A 21,778-nucleotide genomic window follows, 5' to 3' on the forward strand; every position below is an offset into this window, starting at 1 on the left:
AATGTGATGAATATACGCTAATGTAACTTGCTGACTTCATCTTTTATTTTATCCAAATCGGCAATAAAATGGGTTTTACGAATACAATAATTTGCCCCAACAGAGTGACCGCAAGCAAGAAGATCATTCATATCAGCAAAACTTGGATCGCCAGCAGTCACTAAGATTCCAATTGTTTCATTGTTTATCTCTTTAGCTTTACTTAAAAGTTCATAGCCAGAAATATTAGGCATCACTAAGTCTGTTACTAAAATATCGACTCTTAAAAGCGCGAGTGTTTCCATTGCTTCTTCGCTATTTTGAAAGCAAAGTAAATTAGATTTAGGTAGTATTTGACTAAACACTTCTTTAAGTACAAGTAAGCTGCTATTGCAGTCATCTACAATTAAAACTGAAAGTTCTTTTCCCATAATTATTCCCTTCATTAGGTACTAAACAAAGATTAGTTTAATGTTTTCAAAACGCAATATTTAATAAATATTTAATAGTACTCAGTTAGATGAGGAAATAATGTAAGTCGGCATTGTTTAAAACGCGCGTATTAGGCGATTTAAGTTAAACAATACTGTGAATTCGTTTTTATATCTAATGCGCTTTGAATTACAATAAGCTTAAATTACTGAAATAATTGGTTATTTATTGTTATTTTGACATAAGGCTATTAGGAAATATATCTAAAGTGGTGAGTCATTTAGATGACTGACACAAGTCATTTTACAAAAGTTTTACAGTTCAAGTTACAGCTAACTGCTACCTTGGTTCGAAAGATATTAATAAACCAGATATTAAGCTACCGCTTGATTATATTTTTCTAGGATCATTACTTGAAGTTTCACATCGTTATCAAGGTTCTGACTTTTATGATTCAATCATTAACAAAAATAGAAATATAAACAATTATGTACCAAATGCTTTAGAAGTTAATTTTAGGCAGGACTTCATTGAACATAAATTAGCTTGGGGATTAGGGTATTCTGCGGGCACTTTAAATACAAGCTATCGTGTTAATGAGGTACAAACATTAGATGAAGCAAATAAAATTTGGTTTTTTATCGAATCCTCACAATTTTTTGGAGTAAAAACTTTTTTGGAAGTAAATAGCCGTGTTGAGCAAATACGTTCTCGTTTATTTTATCAGGGCAACCGTAATGGTCCATTTAACGGTCATCAGGTGTCCCACCGTAAACTAAACCCTGTCGTGGTTCTGAAGTTTTCAGGTACTTTTTAGTTTTATTTGGTGTATCGAAGGGAGTTTATAAAGTCATAAGTTGGCTAATGTATTCACAATTGTATTCATCAAATCTTGTAGTATAACTATTAGAAATTTATTGCTAATAGTTATACTGGTTTTGAGCAGTACAGCAAACACTGTGAATAATATAGTTTTGATTATTGAATGAGTTATGTATTTTTATAATGTTTTTGATTTCAGTTTTTATGTTCATTTCACATTTTAAAATCAATTATGAATCACTAAAACTCAGCCACAACATTTTTTGTATTTTTTACCGCTTCCACAGAAGCAAGGATCATTTCTATTGGGTTTTTTTTCAAATACTTGTGTTTTAGGTTTATTTAATACGGCATCAAGCTCTTTAATGTTTTCTGCTATATTGGCGTTTACTTCTATATTAGCGATATATTTATGAATTGCGATGATAGCTTCAATTTCAATTTTTCGTTCTTCAGATTGCACATTTAAAGTGAGTGGATTTGCATCAGTGCCTAACTTAACTAAAGGTTTAGGTTTATATGTGCCCTGATTATGTTTATCCATAATATCAGGCTTACCGCGGTAGAAAAATTTAGACATGATGTGATCCAGAATGAGTGTATTGTTTAGATTACGAAATAAATCATTACAACTTTAAATTGGCGCGCATTCTATCAGTTTAACTAACCTATGGCTAAAGCTGTTTTTTAATACTAATATAATTTTCTTCTAAATATTGTTGTTATAAATAATAGTTTTAAAATAATTAAAAGTAAGGTCGCTCTTATGTTTCCGATAGAGGTTTGGCTATAGCAGCCTTAAAGCAAAATAGGGTATAAACTTGCTACTAATAAAATTGCCATCGTGATATTAAATACTTTTAACTTTTTTTGGCTGGTTAAAAATCTTTGTAATTGCTGCCCTAAAATAGTCCATGCACTCACTGAAGGTAGATTAATAGCGCCAAAAATAATGCCTACTAACAATATTGATTCTAAACTTTTTGATGGTGAATAAACGCTGATAGCCGTTAATGCCATGGTCCAGGCTTTGGGGTTTACCCATTGAAATGAAGCCGCCTGTATAAAGGTGATAGGTTTGGCATTGTTCGCTTCTTTATTTTCAGGAGAGCTTGAAGTTGCAATTTTATAGGCTAAATATAGAAGATAAGTAATACTAAATACTTTTAATATTTGATAACTAATAGGATAAATATCAAATAATTGTATTAATCCAACCCCTACTAAACACACCATAAGTACAAAACCTAAGCCAACACCTAACATATGAGGGATCGTACGTTTAAAGCCAAAATTCGCACCTGATGACATTAGCATTAAGTTATTTGGGCCCGGTGTAATAGATGAAACAAAGGCAAATGTGATCAACGCTGTTAATAGTTCTATATTCATTTTAGTCTCTTAAACTTAAAGTGGTAAAACAATTATAATTTCTTTATGATGAAATTATCTTGCTTTGTTTTAATGGTTAACCTTAATTGCACAACTTATGATTGAATTAGATAAAATAAGCAAAAGAATATTGCGTGAGCTTGAATTGAATGGGCGTATTAGTAATGCGGAGTTGGCAAATAGAGTCGGGTTATCAGCTTCTGCTTGTTTACGTAGAGTGCAAGAATTAGAACGTTTAAATATTATTAAAGGATACAAAGCCGTACTTAATCAGACTGAATTAGGCATAGGGTGTATTGCATATGTTGCGGTTGGCTTATCGAGCCACACTAAAGATGCACAAGTTGCTTTTGAAAGTGCGATAACACTTTCTCCAGAAGTGAAAGAATGCCATAACATTACAGGTCCATATGAGTACTTGTTACGAGTTGAAACAACCGATTTAATAGCTTATAAAAAATTTCACACTGATGTATTAGGAACGTCGGCACATGTGGCCTCTATTACAACTCATGTTGTAATGGGTTCGCCAAAAGATGATAGGGCTTAAAATTTTTTGGTTTATCATATTATTTGTTTGAAAACTGAATAACCACCTTTCTGCCACCTGATATTTGAATATTTTCATATTGCCAGTGCATTTTGTGAATAATTTTGTCTACCAGTCTTAAACCCAGTCCATAGCCATAATCCGAGCCTGTATAGTCTAATTCACCATCAGCGATATTGATGTTTTCTATGATTAATTTGCTATTCTTAAAACTGAAATTAACAGTGCCCTCAGCTGTGTATTGAAATGCATTACGTATCAAATTATTTAAAATGAGTCGGCATGGAGTGGCTGCCAAGTCTTGCAATTCATTATCCATATTTATATTGAGCTTAACGGTTTTACCTTGTAATAAATATTGATTATCTTCTATTAAATGGCTGAGCATATCAGTGATATTGAGCTTTGATGTACTGAGTTTCTCTTTATCATCGTCTCGACTTAACCATAATAATGTTTCTGTCATATGTTGCATGTTAAGGGCTGCACGTTTTATTCGTGCAACCGATGCAAGGCTTTTATCTTCAGTTAATCTACGCTCCATAAGTTGTGCATTACTTTTTACGACGGCAATGGGTGTACGTAATTCATGGCTGGCGTGACGTAAAAAATCTTGCTCTTTGCTTAACACATCACTTATGCGTAGCATGGCTATTTTTTGTTGTTTGGCAATATGTTTAAATTCTTTAAAGTCAAAATCGGGTATAGGATCTGAAACATTTTCTAAGGTTAAATCATCAATCCAAGTACCCAGTCTAAAGAGTGGCTTCATTGTACGTTTTAATAAAACATGTACAGATAAGTGCATCATAATTAAAAATAAAAGAGCCAAAGGCCATGTGAGCTTAAACATATTTTTTATACTGCGTTTACTCAGTGCTTGATATGTTTCAATATCTATTTTTCGAATTAAATAAAAGGTTTTTCCATCGTTAAGTGGTTTAGCTAGAATAAAAATGACTTGTTCAGGCCAAGCAATTAAATTCCCTTCAGGTTTGAGTTTTACATTACTCATTTGGGTTTGAGTTACTTGCGCAAGTTCTGGAAATTGTTTTTGCGCCCAGTCGGGTAAAGTTTGCCAATTTAAGTAACCATTAAAATGAATTGACTTAGGTAACTTAGGGGCGAGATGTTTATTATAAGCTTGGCTAAAACTGATGGCTTCTAGATGGAGGTCTTGATAATTCCCCTCATCTAAACCAAACATAAAATAGATGTTAATTAAAATGGTGTAGCTTAAAATAATGACACTTGCGACGATGAAATCTACTTTGAGTATATAACGTTTTAATGTTTTATTTTTAGACATATTTTAAGATGCTTTTAAAGCAAAGCCTTGCCCAGTAATTGTATTTAATAACTTAGTGTCATCTGTTGCGTCAATTTGTTGCCTTAATTTAAAAATATGCACTTTTAGGCTATTACTATCAGGAATATCATCCCCCCAAACTGCGCGTGATAATTGTTCACGGTTGACGACATAAGGTGACTTTCTTAACAGTGCTTCGAGTAGTTTCCAACCAATTGGTGATAATTTTAAGGTACGCTCGGCGCGAATGGCCACTTTAGCTGAAAAATCTACTGATAAATCAGCTAAAGTAAACTTATTTGATTGTCCATTTTGCCTTTTTATCAGTACTTTTATGCGGGCTATAAGCTCTAACATTTCAAATGGTTTGACCATGTAATCATCTGTACCAACTTCAAACCCTGCCAGTTTATCTGGCAGCGTATCACGTGCGGTCAACATTAAGACGGGTATATTTGAACCTGAATCTCGTAAAGATTTACACATGCTTAAACCATCCATACGCGGCATATTGACATCTAATATCACCATGTCATACATGTTCTCTGCATGTAGCTGTAAACCAGCAATACCATTCGCTGCATGATCACAGGTGATATCTTCAATTTCTAGATAATCAATAATAGTGGCTGCTAAGTCGAGATCATCCTCAACTAGCAGAATATAAGATGTCATTTACTTTCCTATTAAGCAGGCTTTACTTTAAAGAAACTAGCATAAAGTACGGGCACTACAGCTAAGGTGAGTACTGTGCCGACACCTAAACCAAAAGCCAATACATTAGCCATGCCATAAAATAGCGGATCTTTATTTAAAATAAGGGGCAGTAGACCCATTATTGTTGTGACAGTTGTCATAGTAATAGGTCTTAATCGTGTTAAACAGGAATTAATGATTGCTTGATACTGACTGACACCATTTGAAATTTCGATGTCGATTCTATCAATTAGCACAATGGCATTATTAATAATGATCCCCGCCAAACTATAAATGCCTAAAGTGACCATAAAGCCAAATGGCGCATTCATAATTAATAAACCACTTACCGTACCAATAAGCAGTAATGGAATTGTCAGTACAATAATTAAAGCACGGCGGTAAGAATTAAATTGGATCACCAATAAAATTAATACAAACCCAATTACCATAGGCATGCTGGCGCCCAAGGCTTTTTGTGCATCTTTAGATTGGGTAATAACACCGTCGTATTCTATCGTATGGTTAACGGGTAAATCAGTTTTAAGAGCTTGAATTTGTTCATCGATTATTTTTTGTAAATCTTGTGCTGTCATGGCTGTATTGGCCGCTTCAACACTCACAGTATTAAACATGTCTTCACGTTGAATTTTTGAATATTGGTTTACTGGCACAAAGTCCGCAACTTGAAATAAAGGAATGGCTAAACCTGAGGTATTTGAAAATACGGATGCAGTTCGTAGCCTATCTAAATTAAAGCGTTCATCGTCATTTGCTCTGAGTAAAATAGGAATAATATCATCACCTTCTCTATATTCGGTGATGTTAGTACCACTAAAGAAGCCTTTTAGTGCTGTGGCAATATCATCGGATGTAACACCAGCACGACGTGCTCTATGTTGGTCTATTTTAACCATAACTTTAACAATGCGATTTTCCCAATCGGTGCGTATATTTTTGGTATGTGGCACTTGATGTAAAACATCCATTATTTCTTGGGCTTTGGCATAAATGAGGTCTTTGTCAGGACCTTTTACCTGGATTTTAATTGAACTTGAATCTGAAGGCCCTGCAAACATGCGTTTTACACGACCAAATACATTTGGAAAGTTTTCAATTAACCCATTATGTAGCTTACTGACCATTATATTAAGGTCGGTACCTTCTTTGACATTTAAAACAACAAAACCTTTATTATCAGAAGGGTCTTCTGGTGTTAAAGTTAATACAAACCGTGGACCATTAAAGCCTGAATATCCTGAGTAGCTGGTTATTTCTGGAAAACGTTGTTTATCATCTAACCAATTAAAAACTTGTTTCATTTGTCGGTTGGTTTCTTTTGCCGATGTACCATTAGGTAAATCGATATAGACCATTATTTGAGTTCGGTCTGAATCTGGGAAAAACTGCTTTGAAACAAATTTAAAGCCCGACATTGAGATGATTAATAGTGCAAGCATAGAAACCATAAATAGGGTTTTATGGTTTAATACCCAATGCAAAAAAGTTTCATACTTTTGATAAAAAACACTGTTTTTAGCTTCTTTCTCTTGGTTGGTTTTACCTTTTGGATCTTTTTTAATGAAAAAATAACATAGTGTAGGTGTGACACATAAAGCCAAAACCCAGCTTGTTAATAAAGTAATTAAAATTACTAAAGAAATGGCTCGGGTAAACTCACCGGCAACATGTTCAGCTAAAATAAGCGGTAAAAAGAAAAGAATAGTTGTTACAGATGAGCTAAGCAAAGGTAAAGCAAGCTCTTTACCGCCTTGACACATAGCCTCAAATCTATCTTGACCATCTTCGATACGACGTTTAAAGTCCTCGGCAACAACAATGCCGTTATCCACTAATAGACCTAATGCAATGATCAAAGTTGCTAAACTCATTTTTTCTAAAACCATGCCACTGTATTGCATGATGGCTAAAGTTGTTAGCATAACAAATGGCACAATTGAGCCCACAATAAGACCTGTTCGCATGCCCAAAAAGAAAACGACTACGACAAGTACGATGGCAAGTGTTTGTAATACGTTCATTGATACGCCCCGTACTGTGCGTTCAACTTGCTCGGCCTGATAAGTTGCGATATTGATGTTGTAGCCAATGGGCAAGGTGCTTTGCACTTGGGCCACTTTAGTTTTTATGCGAGGGGCATACTCTAATAAATTATAGTTAGGTAACATCGCTATAGAGAGCATAATCGCAGGTTTGCCATTAAAGTAAGCAGGTTGATGTGGTGGATCAATATAATCGCGACGTATCGTGACAATATCTTTAAGTGCTATGGTATCGCCAGTGTCTGGAATAGAAATATGGGTATTGCTGATCTCTTCAATAGAATTGAAATTTCCTGTTGGTTCAATAACAAATGATTTAGCACCTGTATCTATTTGACCCCCAGGGCTGATGATGTTTTGTTTTTGCAATGAAGCTATGATTGCTTGGGGTGAAATGCCCAGTTGTGATAACTTAGCCGAACTTGCTTCTAAAAAGATGCGCTCGTCTTGAATACCTAAAATATCAACTTTTTTAGTGCCTGCAACAGCGTAAATATGATCTCGTAAATGTTTTGCAATATCATGAGATTCACCCATAGTAAAACCATCCGCTGTGAGCGCTAAGGTTACAACGGATACATCTCCAAAAGAGTCATTAACATAAGGAGTACGTGTACCGTCAGGTAGATTAGCTTCTGCTTGTTTTACTTTATTACGTAAATCCTGCCAAATATTGTCTAAGTTAAAGTATCTATCGTATATTTCAACATGGATCACTGACTGACCTGTGGTTGAGGTAGAAGTCAGTTTTTCTACCTCAGGTATTTTGCGAATTTCCTTTTCTAAAGTACGGGTGATCAATTGCTCAATGCGTTCAGGTGCCATACCTGGATATGATGTTGTCACAATGGCATTACGTATTGTGATTGAGGGGTCTTCTTGTGCTGGCAAAGTAAAATAGGCAAACATGCCATTGATCAATAATAAAGCTAATATCATCAAAATTGATTTTCGATAAGTAAAAGCGATTTTTGTTAAATTCATTTTTAAACCTTAACTATCAAAAATTAATTAAATTGTTTTACATGTTTATCAAGTAAACGTACGTTTTGACCCTCTCTTAGGAAGCTCACTCCAGCAGTTGCGATAATTTCATCTGCTTTTAAACCTGATGACACCATAACTTTGTTATTGATAATATTTTCAGTTTGAACGACTCGCTTTGAGATTGTTTGATTTTTTTCATTATAAACAAATACATAAGATGATTGACCCGCACCCGCACCTAATGCAGATAAAGGTAGGCGAAAAGCTTGTCCGCGGTAGCCAGTGCGGCCAACGCCTACAAAAGTAAAATCAACTTCAGCTGTCATGCCAGCTCTAAGTCCTGTTATGGAGGTATCAATTAAAACGGTTACAGGAAAAGCATTAGCTGTTCTGGCGCGGGTTCCAATTTCTGTTACTGTTCCTTCACCATTCAAGTTAGGAAATGCAGGGTAATGTATACGCATTTTATTACCTGTTGAAAGGTCTCGAATCAAAGTTTCAGGGATCATAATTTGCACTTCTAATCCGTCTTCACCTTCAATTTCAAATACGGTTTGTCCTGGAGTAATCTGCATTGACGGTTCAATGGAACGTTTGGTTATTCTACCGTTATAAGGGGCTTTTAATTGGCTGTCATTTAAATCTTTTGTTGAGATATCGAGTTGCGTTTTAGCTAAATTTACGGCGCTGCTTGCAGTTTTAAATGCTGCTTGGGCATTATCAAAACCTGATTTAGAAACTAGGCCTTTTTCTGATAGTTCGGTATAACGTTCAAACTCATTTTTTGCTTCAACTAAAGCGGACTGGGCCTTTTGTAAGTTGGCTTGAGAAGATTGTTGGCTGAATACAAAACTACGTTTATCTAATTTTGCTAAAAAGTCACCTCTTTTAACAGCGTCTCCTAATTTTACAGAAACAGCATCAACCTTGCCGCCTACTTGAAAACTTAAGTTGGTTGCTTCAACAGGTTGAATGATCCCTGATAAACGTCTTACTTGGTCTAAATTAGACAGCTTCACTTGTGTCCAGGCGATAGGTCTAATAACTTGCTCAGAGACTTTTTCAGGTTTACTACACCCTCCTAAAATAAAGGCACAAGTGAGTAAAATAAATGAAGCACGCATAAATAAATCTCCGCTAGAGTGATGATTAAATAAGTGTAGGCTAAAATAGCTTATAAAATTCAATCTGTTTGATACATTTTTGACTAATTATACTTATTATAAACTAGCTGGGGTTATCACAGGGTTAACTTTTAATTGATTTAATCCAACAAAGAAATTTAATGATGTTTATGTGTTCTAATTTGTTTTTTGGGATCACCAGCCAGTGATAATCACCTAAGTCTACACTTGCTTCAAAAAGTTGAATTAAACGGCCTTGTTTTATATCTTCTTGTGCAAGTTTTTCACTGACTAAGGCAATGCCTTGGCCACTCATTGCTGCACGTAATAAAATGTCTGAACTTGAGAATCTAGGGCCTTTTGTTGGATCTATATTGAGTACTTGATTGTCTTTAAACCAACGACTCCACTGTGTTGTTGGGTCTTGGTCGTGCAATAAAGTTTGTTTTGCCAAGTCTTTAGGTGTTTCTAATTTATTGTTTTGGTTTAGTAATAAAGGACTGCAAACGGTAATTAATTTGTCTTTCATTAATGCAATACAATGTAAATCTGGCCAGGGTCCTGCTCCCATTCGGATCCCAATATCTATATTTGATTGCTGTAAATTTATGAGTTGTTGGTCAAGTGAAAGCCAAACTTCAATGTCGCTATGGCGTTTGTAAAAATCGGGCAACTTTTCCATTAGCCATTTACTGGCAAATGAATGTGTTGTGGCTAAACCTAAGGTGTTTGATGACTTGATATTTTGGATGTTTATTGTACCTTCTTGAATTAAATCAAGTGCGGCAGAAATGGTTTGTATATAACTTTTACCTAAAGTATTTAATTTTAAACTTCTTTGGCTTCGATCAAATAAAGTGATGCCTAACCATGATTCTAACTGTTTTACATGACGGCTTATTGCGCCATGAGTCACATGTAACTCTTCACTTGCTTTTTGGGCACTACCTAAGCGAGCCGTTGCTTCAAATACTTTAAGTGCGTTAAGTGGAGGGAGTTTTCTCATATGTTAAATAAAGTCACGTAATGGTGAGTTTATTATCCTTTTATATCTAGTAAATAGCCATATCATTGTATGAAATTATTTGGGAGTGATATATGGGAATGTTAGTTGAAGGTATTTGGTCTGATGAGGACCGTATTATTAAAAATGGAGCGTTTGTTCGTCAAAAAAGTGTACATGATCAAGATATTTCAAATGATATTGCGCTTACAATCATACAAGAGCCAGGTCGTTTTCATTTGATTGGTTCTTGGAGTTGCCCTTGGTCACATCGCACTTTGATTATGAGACAAGCCAAAATGTTACATGATTATATTCCATTACATATGACAGGAGGAGAGCGTATTGAAGGCTATCCTGCTAATTATGGTAATAAATGGCAAGTGCCCGGTAGTGAGAAATATATTACGCATTTACATCAACTCTATACCATTAATCATAATCAGCATACGGGGCGCGCAACAGTGCCAATTTTATGGGATGGTGCTAAACAAATAATCATCAGTGATGAATCTTCAAAGATAATGCGCTTATTTAACAAGGTAGAAACACAACAGGCAAGTATTAATTTTTTGCCTCATGACAAGCTAATTGATATTAATGAAATGAATGATGAAATTTACCATAACTTATGTAATGGCGTTTATAAGGCTGGTTTTGCAAAAAGCCAAGTGGTTTATGATGAAGCTATAAAAGTTGTTTTTACTATGATGGAAAAGCTGGAAAGCATTTTAAGCATTAATAGATATTTATTAGGTGAAATGATCACTGAAGTGGATTGGCGGTTATTTCCAACTTTGGTTCGGTTTGATATTGATTATTATTTGCATAGTAAGTGTTCGCAAAAAAAGTTGACTGATTTTCCCAATTTATGGGCTTATGCGCGAGATTTATACTCATGGCAAGGTATGGCTGAAACAATTGATTTTAATGCGATACATCTCAGTAATTATCAAAAAAATGACATTATAGGGGTTATGCCTGATATTGATTGGAGTGAAGCTCACAACAGGGATGCGTTAAGTATTGCACAAGTATGCTTAATGTCAGGCGAAAAAATAGAGATTTGACATTGTGAACTCTTAATTTAGTGCGAGTAAAAAACTAACATGTCGCGTAAGAGTGCTCATTTATACATGTTAGTTTCTGAATAAAAAGTTGAATTCTAATGGCTGAAATGCTGATAAATTGGCTCCGCAATATCGAAGCCTAATTGAATAAAAGGCTTGGTTATACATCTATTATCTATAGGTGAGTCTGTGTTTATAAAGGGCATCTCTAAAATCATAGATAAGCAATTAAATTTATTAGCAACATAATCGCTGGCCTTAGTTAAATTTTGTGCTCCATATGTATCATTTAAACGATTACAAGAACTGCCACAACAGCTGCTTTTATTATCAAAGGTATTGTAATCAACTTCAGTTTGAAAGCTGTTATTTGCTTTGACAAAGTTATGCTTAAAGATTATGGCTTGTTTGCTAAGTTTACAGCTAGTATTGGCTGGCATAATAAAGCTGTAGGGGATCTTTTCATCACCATGAATATCTAAAAATAAATCAACGCCTTTACTTTTCATGGCTTGTTGCACATAAAAAACTTCTGGTGTGTCTATTTCACTAGGTTTATGCCAGTGACGGTTTAAATTAAACCCTTTTGCATTGGTTCTGTGATTTCCTCTAATGGTGCCATCTGGGTTCATGTTTGGCACAATATAAAATACATTATCTTCTAATAACTGATTGGCAAGTTCATCACCTGAAATCAAACGCAAAATAAGTCCTTCAACAAACCAGTGTGCCATGGTTTCTCCAGGATGTTGCCTGGCAATTAGCCATACTTTATTTTTATGTTTAGCTTCTTTTCCAAAAATTAAAAGGTCTAAATTATTATCATCATGGGTTAACCCTAAAACTGAATGACGGCATATAGGGGATGCTGTTGCCTTGCGCAATAAATCTTGTTGCCTTTGGTTATTATAAGGCACAAAGTAGGCATAGCTGATAGTGCTTTTTTTGGGTATGTGTTTAATTATTAATTGGTTATCTTTAAACTGAGTATCAACCCGAAACCATGTTTTGTGATCATAAGAGGCAACAGCTTGATAACCTTCCCATGCATCACTAAAACTACTTTTTCCTGCATTTAATATTTTAATTGTATGTAGTTCATTTTGTGTTGTTTCTAATTTAAAATGAAACCACTGGCTAATATTCGCCTGGTTATCTTGAATGAGTTTGAGTTTTATATTTCTTTTGTCACTAATTTCAACGACTTCAATACTACCACTATCAAATTTGTGTGTAATTTTCATAAACTTCCCCTTAAATTAATTCAATTGCAAAACCTGTAATACATGCCGTGGTCAATACTACAAAAATAAAAGCGAACAAAAGCGGCCAATGAAACATTTTTTTCATCATGATCATTTCAGGTAAACTTGCACCTGCACCAGCTATGGTAAGTGACATAATTGCACCCATTGCCATGCCTTTTGCAGCAAGAGCCGTTGCAATTGGCACCATAGTGGATGCTCTAACATAAAGAAAAACACCTATGATGGCTGAAACTGGAATTAACCATAAAAGGTTTTGACCTGCGAGATTTTCAAAAGCGGTTTGTGGTACGTAACCATGCAAAACTGCGCCTACAGCGACACCTAAAACCATGTAAGGAGAAAAAGAAATGAATTGTTTGATTGTTTCTGAAAATAATTTTTTCCACTGTAATGGTTTATTATTTAGCTCAGGGATGTCATCAAAGTCTGAATTATGAGCCTTTTTAGTGTTGCAAGCTTTTTGATTAGAGTTAAAAATATCAGCACGGATAAAACGTTGGAAATTATATTTTTGCAATAAAATACCACTTAATACAGCACAAATAACAACAAATAGAGAATAAATAAGTGTTATTTTTGCACCAAAACTTATCCAAAATAATCCCACAATAAAAGGGTTTAGAAGTGGGGAGGTAAATAAAAATGCCATGATTGGGCCAAAAGCGGCTCTTGCTTGAATTAAACCGATAGTCATAGGTAACGTTGAACAGCTGCAAAAAGGAGTCACCGCACCTAAACCTACTGCAATACCATATCCTCGATTACCACTGAGTAAACGTTTAATTTTTTCGGGGGGAAGTTTCTGGTTAATTAAGCTTACAACAAAGCTAATCGCAATAAATAGTACAGCCAGCTCGCTAAAAACGAGCATAAAAAATTCTAAAGCACTGGATAATTGAGTTGACATTGAAAGTTCTCTTTAAATATATTTCGAATAACGTGGAATTATTATAATTCGACAAATCTAGAATTGTCAAATGTTAGTTTAAAGGTTTTTTATAAACTATTTTTGGTAGTGGTAAATTACTTGATGAAAGTAAAGTTATCCCTGATTCTGCATTTTTTAGCAGGATAAAATGAATTAGTTTTTCTGTTTCAGACTCATTTATATTTCACTATAGAGTCTTAATATTTGAATATATCAATAGAAAGTTTAGTAAAAGGGTCCCTATTTTACTATAAAATGTACCTAATATGTGTTTATATTACATTGTGTATAAATGCTTAGTTTTAAGCATTGTGCTACTAACTTAATAGTCATTATTAATGGAACTAATATGAATAAAATAATTATTTTTCTTTTGTTATGTTTTTTTTATTGTACAACCGCAAAGGGGGATGCGTTAGCAGAAGAAATACCTGATTTAGAGGATACTTACTATTGGCTTGCAGATATTTTAGGTGATGAGTTTAATGAAGAGCAATATAGGTTAGATAGGCTAATAGATTTACAAACATTATTGATAGATAAAAAGTGCTTAGATGATGATAGTTTGAGATTTTTGGCACCATTAAAAAACCTTAGAGCAATTTATATACCAAATGATAATTGTGAACAAAGGCTTATAACGGGTAGGGGGTTCAAGTGGTTATCGGACTTAAAAAAATTAGAAGAGCTTGATTTTGACTATAATGATATTAGACCTATTTACTTTTTTTATTTAAGTCATTTGACTAATTTACATACTTTATCTTTAAGAGGTAATAAATTAAATGAAAAAAAATTATTTGGTCTGTTATTTTTATCTCAGCTAAAAACCTTGCATGTGAATACAAATAATTTTAATAACAATAGTCTCAAAAATCTGAGTGTACTTACATGGCATCCTAATTTAATAACATTAGACATAGGAGATAATGCAATTGACGGGAGTAGCTTGTCAGCATTAAGTCATCTTAGAATCAAAAAATTAGTACTGGATGGTTGGCCAAATTCAAAAAATAACTTCCTCCTTAATGAAGAGTTGATTATTCCAATCAAATCTATGAAAAACCTAACAACTTTAAGTATTAATTATTTAGACATTTCAAAAACATTTATGACTGGCTTATTTTCAACTCAGATAAAATATCTACATTTTAATACTTATACATTATCTCTAGATGAAACTCTTGAAATGATCCTACATTCAAATATTGAACTCATTAAACTTTCTCCTGAAATTATTCAAAACTTTATTAAAGCTAATAAATATGCAGACTTATATTCAGCATTATCTGTTAGATCATCAATTGCTCTTCAAATTAGTCATTTTAATGATAAGAACTCGCGGCTTGAATTAGGTAATCTTACAGAAGGATTACCAGTTAAAACTTTATTTTTTAGTTATTTTGATTCAATTGAAAATGAATTACCTAAACTTGAACTTTTTCCTGAATTGAAAATAATTTTATTAAGTTATAAAGATTATCCTTATTTAAAAAGAGCAGGGGAAGTCGATGAGTTACAAAACCCTGAAAGCTTCAACTTTGATGTTTATCACTATGAAAAATATACAGTTCATTAATTATTTTTATTTTGTAGTTACTACTATTCAATAACTTATACTTTCCTCCTGTATTTTGTGCTTAATTACTTAGAGGTGATTAAGCATAAATACTAACTTCAAAAGATATGTCATTTTGTGTCAGAGTTTTACAAGGGATTTCTATTGAGTTGCTTGTCGTATTTAGCATGTCATTCATCGAAAGTGCACTTCATTTATCAGCAAAACTTGCTAGTTTTTAGTCATTATTTCTCATTTATTAAATAGAGATTGGCATGAAATTGATTTCGAATGCTTTGAAAAGTCCGGCTGCGGTGGCTGTAACCGTTGCGCTTATTTTGCTTGTGGGGGTGATTAGTTTATTTAAGTTACCGGTTCAGTTATTCCCAGATATTGAACGTCCTCGTATTGCGATTCAAACTACTTGGCGGGCAGCTGCGCCTAAAGAAGTTGAGTCTGAAATTTTAGAACCGCAAGAGCAAGTCTTAAAGGGCATTCCAGGGTTACGATCTATGAATGCATTTGCCAATCAAGGAAGCGGTTTTATTAATTTAGAATTTGGCGTTGAAACCGATATGGATCAAACGCTGATTGAAGTTATTAGCCGAATGACGCGGGTACAAAACCAACCAAGAGATGCTTTACCCCCTCGTATCATGCTAGGTGGGTTTGGTGGTAATAATCCCGCGTTAACGTGGTTTTTCCTACAAGCTTTACCTGGTAATACGAAATCAATTGATGAATATATAGATTATACCGATGATGTTATTAGGCCTCGATTAGAAGCTATCAATGGTGTCGCGGGTGTGCAAACGTTTTCTGCTCAAAATAGGGAGGAGCTGCAAATTCGTTTTGATCCTATCAAGGTTGCACAATACGGCATTCAAATACCTGAGCTTATTTCTTTAGTATCTGCCAGTAATGATGTTTCAGGAGGGTTTATCGATGTCGGTCGAAGACAGTATACATTACGATTTAATGGTAAATATAAGGTTGAAGAATTATCTGAACTAATTTTAGAGTCACGTAACTACAGTAATATTCGCTTAGGTGATATTGCTAAAATATCCGTTAGTCGTCAAGACAGGCAACAAATGGCGGTTCAAAATGGAAACCCTGCTTTTTCAATGCGAATTGATAAAGCGAATGGGGCGAATGTATTAGAAACACTGAATCGTGTTAAAGCCGAAGTTGAATTGATAAATACTGAAATATTAGCCGATAAAGAACTTGTAATGGTTCAGTCTTTTGACGCATCAGTTTTTATATATCGTGCCATTAATCTTGTTACCAGTAACTTGTTTATGGGTGTCATGTTGTCTTTAGTCGTTTTATGGTTGTTTATTCGCCGTATGAGAGCAACCTTAATAATTGCAACTGCAATACCAATTAGCTTGTTTACCACTTTTATCGTTTTACAGCTCACAGGGCGTTCATTGAATGTGATATCACTTGCAGGACTTGCATTTGCTGTGGGCATGGTTTTGGATGCGGCGATAGTTGTGCTTGAAAATATACTTAGAATGCGTGAACAGGGAAATGATTATCATACAAGTTCTGAGCTGGGTTCAAAGCAGGTTTGGGGAGCATTACTTGCTTCAACAGCCACAACGGTTGCTATATTTTTACCTGTGTTTTTTCTAAAAGACATTGAAGGTCAATTATTTGGTGACTTAGCGCTGACTATCGCCATCGCAGTTTCAGTTTCTTTATTAGTGGCGGCAGTGCTATTGCCTGTATTGGCTAAATATTATTTAAAAGAACGTAGCATTCCAGACCCTAATCAAGCGTTATGGCAAAAAATGAGTGCTTTAGTAATGACTGCTACTAATACTTCAGTTAAGCGGGTGTTACTTGCATTAACTATGTTAGTGATCCCTGTTGCAGTTACTTATGTTGCTATGCCTAAACTGGATTATTTACCGCCAGTAAAACGTGATGCCGTTGATGCAAACTTAAGGTTTCCACCGGGTGCTAATATCAAAACGATAGAGCAAGAGGTTGTAAAACCTATTGTTGAACGTTTAAAACCTTATATGGATGGTACTAAAGAGCCTGCGCTTAAAAATTACTACTTATTTAGTGGACCCTTTGGTGGCAATTTAGGCATAAGAGCAAAAGATCAATCTAAAGTAAATGAGTTACTTGACGTTGTGAAAAATGAAGTCTTAGTGGACTTGCCTGATACAACCGCATTTGCACGTCAGGGTAATTTATTTGGTGGGTTTGGTGGTGGTCGCAGTGTACAAGTCCATTTGCAGTCAAAAGATACCAATGCATTGCAACAAGTTGCTAAACAAGGTTTGCAATGGGTAAAAGATGCGATACCCGATGTGAGTGTCAGAGCTAACCCAGGTCTTGAAATGGCTGAACCTGAAATAAGATTACAGCCTAATGATCGTGAAATTTTAGAGCAAGGCTGGAATAGAAGAGATGTGGGTCGTGTGGTGCGTACTTTAGGAGATGGTTTATATGTAGGTGAGTACTTTAACGGTAGTAAACGTTTAAATATGATTTTACGTGCAGATGGTTGGAGTGATCCTGATACTTTAGGTGACGTACCCATAGTGACGGGAAAAGGCTCGATTAATCAACTATCTGACTTAGTAACAATTGATAGGACAGCAGGACCTTCACGTTTAACCCGTATAGATGGTAACCGAACAATTAGTTTAAACATTAATCCACCTAAAGGTTGGTCTTTAGAGGAGACAATCGCGGTACTCAAAACTCAGGTAGAGCCAAAAATAAGGGCTTTAATGCCTCAAGATGGCAATATTATATATGGTGGTAGTGCTGACCAGCTTGAAAAAGCCATAGGCATTATGAGTGAAAACTTTGCATTTGCATTAGTGATTCTATTTTTATTGATGGCTGCGTTATTTAGGTCTGTGAAAGACAGCGCATTGGTAGTGATCACTATACCTTTAGCAACTGTTGGCGGAATATTAGCATTACAAATTCTTAATTTGTTTGTATTTCAACCGCTTGATTTATTAACCATGATAGGATTTGTCATTTTATTAGGTTTAGTTGTGAACAATGCTATTTTACTTGTTCATCAAACTCGTTTAGCACAACAAAATGGTTTGACCCGTGATGAGGCTGTGAAACAGGCATTAACCTTAAGATTACGTCCAATTTTTATGAGTACAGCCACTAGCTTTTTTGGCATGTTACCGCTGTTATTAGTCCCAGGTGCAGGCAGTGTCATTTATCGTGGTTTGGCGGGTGTTATTGTTGGTGGGTTAGGGGTGAGTACCATTTTCACAATTGTGCTTTTACCTTGCTTATTAAGATTAACAGCAAAAGACTTTGGTTTTTCGATTAAAACACAAGATGAGTCTAAACATTTAGTCACAGTAGCAGCGAATACTGCTGAAAAATAATTTAGGAAAATATGATGAAAAAATTACTTTTAAGTATGTTATCAGCGGCATTAATTACAAGCACATTAGCTGTATCAGCAGAAGATCAAAAAGCAAAGTTAGTGACGGTAGATTTGGCTAAAAATGAACAAGTAAACCCAACAACTTGGTTACCTGGAAATGTGATTAGCCGAACAAATTCACCTATTTCTGCAGAGCAAACTGGTCAACTACTTTGGATTGAAGATGTCGGTAAAAAAGTAAAAAAAGGTCAGGAAATAGCGACAATTGATAATCGCCATTTGAAACTACAATTGGCGCAAAGACATGCATTATTAAAACAACATGAAGCCGATGTAGAATATTTAACAAAACAAAAAAAGCGTATGTCTAAACTCAATAAAATGAACAATACAGCCTTGAGCGAACTTGAGCGCATTATAAAAGATTTAGCCATTGCACAAAATGAAGTTTTAGCATTAGCATCACAAATTGCTCAAACCCAGTTAGCCATAGATAAAACACATATCACAGCGCCATTTTCAGGTAGTATAAGTCAGAGATTTGTTAATGTAGGTGAGCTCATTTCAATTGGTAGACCGTTAGTACAATTGGTTGATACGTATCATTTAGATATAAAAATTGCCGCGCCTATGAATATTGCGCCTTATTTAAAACAAGATGCAAAAGTAATGGTGAAATGGCAAGAAAAACTAATTGAATTACCAGTGAGAACATGGAGTCAGGCTGGTTCTCAAATATCGCGTACTTTTGATGTGCATTTATCAGCGGATGGCTTAAATTTATTAGCGGGTTCTGCTGTAACCGTTTCTTTGCCAAAAGATGCCACAAAATTAGCTACGCTTGTGCCACGAGATGCGCTGGTTTTAAGAGAGAAAGAAATTTATATTTTAACTGTGGATGAAAATAATCAAGCTAAAAAGGTTAATGTCTTAGTCGGGCAGGGGATAGGTCAGTGGGTTTCAATTTCAGGTGATGTGAATGCAGGTGATGAAGTCATAATTAGAGGTGGAGAAAGGTTGCAAGCCGGACAACAAATTAGACGTAATAAAGACCTTGTTGCAAAGGTTGAGCTAAATTAGCTTATTTTTGAATATAAAACTAAAGGTTTTTACTCTTAAATAGTGATCTGAACAAATACCTTATTTTGTGAAGATCACTTTCACGGCTTCATTAGTATTTTTATTGAAATGAAAGCTTATGAGTAATGAAAGCGCACTAAAATAAATACACAAGATAGTATTAAACCAATGCCCAGTATTTTGCTAAATACTGCTCCATATGGAGCGAGCTTTTCAATTAAGACAATGACTGTTAAAGCTAAAATCCACTTGAGATCCATGACACCAGCTACAAATAATAACGCCATTAAAACCCAGCAACAGCCAATGCAGTATTGGCCATGTTTAAAACCTATTTTTATTGAGTTTAAGGTTCCTTCTTGCCATTGCGTTATAATAAAGCTCAAGGGGGAACGGCATAATTTTAGACAGCGCTGTTTGATAGGTAACCATTGATACACTCCAGCACTGAATAATAATAAGCAGGTAAACCACTTTTGTGCACTTATCATCATAGGGGATAATATTGAAAGATAGTGTAATCCATACTGTACTAAAGTGATAATAAAGCTATATAGCGTCCAGGACAGTAAATAACCTAAGACAAAGTAAAGAGTATGTGAATATTTTGCTTTGCGAATTTTTCTATTTTGATTAATTTTTTCAACTAACAGTATTACTGGCAAAGCAGACGGAAGCATCATGCCAGCCATCATGATTGACCACATTATAAATAACAGAAGTATGTCAAGTGTACTCCAGTGGGATATCGGAGCCATATTCATGCTCATCATAAAAACCATGTAGTACCAACTTACCGTTATTAAGGTAAATATAATGAGCAGTATTAGTTTTTCATTTAATTTACTGGCACTAAAAGTATTCAAAATTAGTTTGCCCATTCAACTTCAGCTTTAGCTGCAAACCTTCCAACATGTTGAAAATCTAATGAATTATGTTTTATAGACATTTCACTCGATGTACCTATGATGCCATCGTTCCAAAAGAATCCACCATCGGGGTAAGTGATATGCACATTTTGATCTTCACCATTCATAGGGTTAATTAAAGGTGTTTGTTGTACTTTTAAGATACTTTCGACTGAAAATGATGAATATTTATCATCGATATTCATGGTGATTTTTTTGACCAATGGCCCTTCAAATTCACTAAAAGTCGTTGCTAACCCTTCAAAAGGCATGCCTCCAGCCTGACCCGAAAATATAGTTGCGATTGCTGTGACTTGCTCTTCAGTTGCTTCGCTGCAGATAAATAAAGCACCTTTACCATTACCTTCGTGTATGGCTTTTGGCCAAGTTGCAGCAAAAACAATTTTTAGACCTGAGAGGTCTAAGTTATTTAATTGTCCACTTTTCACAAGAAAACCTAACAGTGCTTCGCAACCGCCTGATGTGCTATCAGGGAATCCTGAAAATTGACAACCACAGCCATGACTACAGTTACAACACTCAATGTGATGCATAGATAAAGACCATTTTTTATCGTCAGACATAACATTCACCATATGTTAATGAATTAGATTATGAGTATAGCTGAGATAGTTTTTTTGGCTGGTATAGCTGGGCTAATTAAGGAGCAAAGTATAAAGTACTAATATAAAAAGGTGCGATATACACCTTTTTATATTGTGGAAAATGAAACCTTATAAAGCTTCTATTGAAGCGATGCCTTGTGTGAATGCTGATAAATCTACTTCTAGACATTCACCCTCTTCTTGCCAATTTACACCTATGATCACACCATCTTCATTTAAGTCTTCAGCCCAAAACTCAAGCCAATCGGCAACAGGAATCTCAGCCGGTACGTAACTTTTCCATTCATCTACGCAATGTTGTTGTGCTAATTCGTTATTTGACCAAACAGGCATGACATCTGTATTTTCAAAATTAATAGAATCTAAAACAACCCAATCTTCACTTGCTTTATCTTGAAGGGCCCAAAGAGTTTGAGTTGGTTTTAATTCAGCTAAAAAAGCTGTGAGTATTTGATTGTCATCTTTCATGATAAGGCTCATATAAATGTATTAAGGTTGGGATTATACTTACAACCCTTTTAATGAACAAATTGAAAATATTTTTAAATTTAAGCTTACCTTAAGATTCACCTCTTAAAGTCTGACATATCAA

The 21,778-nt window shown here is 34.8% G+C and carries 19 protein-coding genes; 6 read left to right on the forward strand and 13 right to left on the reverse strand.

The features are described 5' to 3' along the window. Nucleotides 1–17: 17 nt before the first annotated feature. On the reverse strand, nucleotides 18–410 hold the full coding sequence (locus tag BM088_RS10500) for a response regulator transcription factor (RefSeq protein WP_177208014.1): 393 nt from the start codon (nucleotides 408–410) through the stop codon (nucleotides 18–20). Nucleotides 411–1,087: 677 nt separating this feature from the next. On the opposite strand from BM088_RS10500, the gene BM088_RS27210 reads away from it, so the two are divergent. After that, nucleotides 1,088–1,228, forward strand: a complete 141-nt coding sequence (locus tag BM088_RS27210) for a hypothetical protein (protein ID WP_177208015.1) — start codon at nucleotides 1,088–1,090, stop codon at nucleotides 1,226–1,228. A gap of 252 nt (nucleotides 1,229–1,480) precedes the next feature. On the opposite strand, the gene BM088_RS10505 is transcribed toward BM088_RS27210, so the two are convergent. Both BM088_RS10505 and BM088_RS10510 read right to left on the reverse strand, forming a co-directional pair. Then, nucleotides 1,481–1,813, reverse strand: a complete 333-nt coding sequence (locus tag BM088_RS10505; protein WP_091983457.1) for a PBPRA1643 family SWIM/SEC-C metal-binding motif protein — start codon at nucleotides 1,811–1,813, stop codon at nucleotides 1,481–1,483. Nucleotides 1,814–2,031: 218 nt separating this feature from the next. Next, nucleotides 2,032–2,625, reverse strand: a complete 594-nt coding sequence (locus BM088_RS10510; protein ID WP_091983459.1) for a LysE family translocator — start codon at nucleotides 2,623–2,625, stop codon at nucleotides 2,032–2,034. 97 nt (nucleotides 2,626–2,722) lie between these two features. On the opposite strand from BM088_RS10510, the gene BM088_RS10515 reads away from it, so the two are divergent. Beyond that, nucleotides 2,723–3,175, forward strand: coding sequence for an Lrp/AsnC family transcriptional regulator (locus BM088_RS10515; protein ID WP_091983461.1), 453 nt, complete (start codon nucleotides 2,723–2,725; stop codon nucleotides 3,173–3,175). Nucleotides 3,176–3,194: 19 nt separating this feature from the next. Here BM088_RS10515 and BM088_RS10520 read toward each other — a convergent pair whose 3' ends face one another. The 5 genes from BM088_RS10520 to gcvA form a co-directional block, all read right to left on the reverse strand. After that, nucleotides 3,195–4,484, reverse strand: a complete 1,290-nt coding sequence (locus tag BM088_RS10520; RefSeq protein WP_091983462.1) for a sensor histidine kinase — start codon at nucleotides 4,482–4,484, stop codon at nucleotides 3,195–3,197. A gap of 3 nt (nucleotides 4,485–4,487) precedes the next feature. Further along, nucleotides 4,488–5,159, reverse strand: a complete 672-nt coding sequence (locus BM088_RS10525) for a response regulator transcription factor (RefSeq protein ID WP_091983464.1) — start codon at nucleotides 5,157–5,159, stop codon at nucleotides 4,488–4,490. Between the two features lie 11 nt (nucleotides 5,160–5,170). Next, complete coding sequence (locus BM088_RS10530) at nucleotides 5,171–8,227, reverse strand: efflux RND transporter permease subunit (protein WP_091983465.1); 3,057 nt, start codon at nucleotides 8,225–8,227, stop codon at nucleotides 5,171–5,173. 23 nt (nucleotides 8,228–8,250) lie between these two features. Then, nucleotides 8,251–9,354, reverse strand: coding sequence for an efflux RND transporter periplasmic adaptor subunit (locus tag BM088_RS10535; RefSeq protein ID WP_091983467.1), 1,104 nt, complete (start codon nucleotides 9,352–9,354; stop codon nucleotides 8,251–8,253). 124 nt (nucleotides 9,355–9,478) lie between these two features. Next, entirely contained in the window at nucleotides 9,479–10,360 is an 882-nt protein-coding gene (gene gcvA, locus BM088_RS10540; protein ID WP_091983469.1) for a transcriptional regulator GcvA, read from the reverse strand. Between the two features lie 92 nt (nucleotides 10,361–10,452). Between gcvA and BM088_RS10545 the strand changes: the two genes are divergently transcribed. Then, entirely contained in the window at nucleotides 10,453–11,427 is a 975-nt protein-coding gene (locus BM088_RS10545; RefSeq protein WP_091983471.1) for a glutathione S-transferase C-terminal domain-containing protein, read from the forward strand. 95 nt (nucleotides 11,428–11,522) lie between these two features. On the opposite strand, the gene BM088_RS10550 is transcribed toward BM088_RS10545, so the two are convergent. Next, nucleotides 11,523–12,671: a M14 family metallopeptidase gene (locus tag BM088_RS10550; protein WP_091983472.1), complete on the reverse strand. Its 1,149-nt coding sequence runs from the start codon at nucleotides 12,669–12,671 to the stop codon at nucleotides 11,523–11,525. Between the two features lie 10 nt (nucleotides 12,672–12,681). Continuing rightward, nucleotides 12,682–13,602, reverse strand: coding sequence for a permease (locus tag BM088_RS10555; RefSeq protein WP_091983474.1), 921 nt, complete (start codon nucleotides 13,600–13,602; stop codon nucleotides 12,682–12,684). Nucleotides 13,603–13,972: 370 nt separating this feature from the next. On the opposite strand from BM088_RS10555, the gene BM088_RS10560 reads away from it, so the two are divergent. The 3 genes from BM088_RS10560 to BM088_RS10570 all read left to right on the forward strand — a co-directional run bounded on the left by BM088_RS10560 (nucleotide 13,973) and on the right by BM088_RS10570 (nucleotide 19,652). Next, on the forward strand, nucleotides 13,973–15,202 hold the full coding sequence (locus tag BM088_RS10560) for a leucine-rich repeat domain-containing protein (protein WP_091983476.1): 1,230 nt from the start codon (nucleotides 13,973–13,975) through the stop codon (nucleotides 15,200–15,202). A gap of 254 nt (nucleotides 15,203–15,456) precedes the next feature. Then, nucleotides 15,457–18,570, forward strand: coding sequence for an efflux RND transporter permease subunit (locus BM088_RS10565; RefSeq protein WP_091983477.1), 3,114 nt, complete (start codon nucleotides 15,457–15,459; stop codon nucleotides 18,568–18,570). A 14-nt stretch (nucleotides 18,571–18,584) separates the two neighbouring features. Next, entirely contained in the window at nucleotides 18,585–19,652 is a 1,068-nt protein-coding gene (locus BM088_RS10570) for an efflux RND transporter periplasmic adaptor subunit (protein WP_245763800.1), read from the forward strand. 116 nt (nucleotides 19,653–19,768) lie between these two features. Here BM088_RS10570 and BM088_RS10575 read toward each other — a convergent pair whose 3' ends face one another. The 3 genes from BM088_RS10575 to BM088_RS10585 form a co-directional block, all read right to left on the reverse strand. Continuing rightward, complete coding sequence (locus tag BM088_RS10575; RefSeq protein ID WP_218156500.1) at nucleotides 19,769–20,533, reverse strand: DUF2182 domain-containing protein; 765 nt, start codon at nucleotides 20,531–20,533, stop codon at nucleotides 19,769–19,771. Continuing rightward, nucleotides 20,521–21,144: a DUF1326 domain-containing protein gene (locus BM088_RS10580; protein WP_177208016.1), complete on the reverse strand. Its 624-nt coding sequence runs from the start codon at nucleotides 21,142–21,144 to the stop codon at nucleotides 20,521–20,523. Before BM088_RS10580 ends, BM088_RS10575 begins: the two co-directional genes overlap by 13 nt. A gap of 150 nt (nucleotides 21,145–21,294) precedes the next feature. Beyond that, complete coding sequence (locus BM088_RS10585) at nucleotides 21,295–21,654, reverse strand: DUF2750 domain-containing protein (RefSeq protein WP_091983481.1); 360 nt, start codon at nucleotides 21,652–21,654, stop codon at nucleotides 21,295–21,297. Nucleotides 21,655–21,778 lie beyond the last annotated feature (124 nt).

It is taken from the genome of Pseudoalteromonas denitrificans DSM 6059 (assembly GCF_900112265.1).
Lineage (GTDB): Bacteria > Pseudomonadota > Gammaproteobacteria > Enterobacterales > Alteromonadaceae > Pseudoalteromonas > Pseudoalteromonas denitrificans.

Coding starts and splice junctions, on each gene's coding strand:
- BM088_RS10500 (WP_177208014.1), bottom strand. CDS start 410: ATGGGAAAAGAACTTTCAGTTTTAATTGTAGATGACTGCAATAGCAGC.
- BM088_RS10505 (WP_091983457.1), bottom strand. CDS start 1,813: ATGTCTAAATTTTTCTACCGCGGTAAGCCTGATATTATGGATAAACAT.
- BM088_RS10510 (WP_091983459.1), bottom strand. CDS start 2,625: ATGAATATAGAACTATTAACAGCGTTGATCACATTTGCCTTTGTTTCA.
- BM088_RS10515 (WP_091983461.1), top strand. CDS start 2,723: ATGATTGAATTAGATAAAATAAGCAAAAGAATATTGCGTGAGCTTGAA.
- BM088_RS10520 (WP_091983462.1), bottom strand. CDS start 4,484: ATGTCTAAAAATAAAACATTAAAACGTTATATACTCAAAGTAGATTTC.
- BM088_RS10525 (WP_091983464.1), bottom strand. CDS start 5,159: ATGACATCTTATATTCTGCTAGTTGAGGATGATCTCGACTTAGCAGCC.
- BM088_RS10530 (WP_091983465.1), bottom strand. CDS start 8,227: ATGAATTTAACAAAAATCGCTTTTACTTATCGAAAATCAATTTTGATG.
- BM088_RS10535 (WP_091983467.1), bottom strand. CDS start 9,354: ATGCGTGCTTCATTTATTTTACTCACTTGTGCCTTTATTTTAGGAGGG.
- gcvA (WP_091983469.1), bottom strand. CDS start 10,360: ATGAGAAAACTCCCTCCACTTAACGCACTTAAAGTATTTGAAGCAACG.
- BM088_RS10545 (WP_091983471.1), top strand. CDS start 10,453: ATGGGAATGTTAGTTGAAGGTATTTGGTCTGATGAGGACCGTATTATT.
- BM088_RS10550 (WP_091983472.1), bottom strand. CDS start 12,671: ATGAAAATTACACACAAATTTGATAGTGGTAGTATTGAAGTCGTTGAA.
- BM088_RS10555 (WP_091983474.1), bottom strand. CDS start 13,602: ATGTCAACTCAATTATCCAGTGCTTTAGAATTTTTTATGCTCGTTTTT.
- BM088_RS10560 (WP_091983476.1), top strand. CDS start 13,973: ATGAATAAAATAATTATTTTTCTTTTGTTATGTTTTTTTTATTGTACA.
- BM088_RS10565 (WP_091983477.1), top strand. CDS start 15,457: ATGAAATTGATTTCGAATGCTTTGAAAAGTCCGGCTGCGGTGGCTGTA.
- BM088_RS10570 (WP_245763800.1), top strand. CDS start 18,585: ATGAAAAAATTACTTTTAAGTATGTTATCAGCGGCATTAATTACAAGC.
- BM088_RS10575 (WP_218156500.1), bottom strand. CDS start 20,533: ATGGGCAAACTAATTTTGAATACTTTTAGTGCCAGTAAATTAAATGAA.
- BM088_RS10580 (WP_177208016.1), bottom strand. CDS start 21,144: ATGTCTGACGATAAAAAATGGTCTTTATCTATGCATCACATTGAGTGT.
- BM088_RS10585 (WP_091983481.1), bottom strand. CDS start 21,654: ATGAAAGATGACAATCAAATACTCACAGCTTTTTTAGCTGAATTAAAA.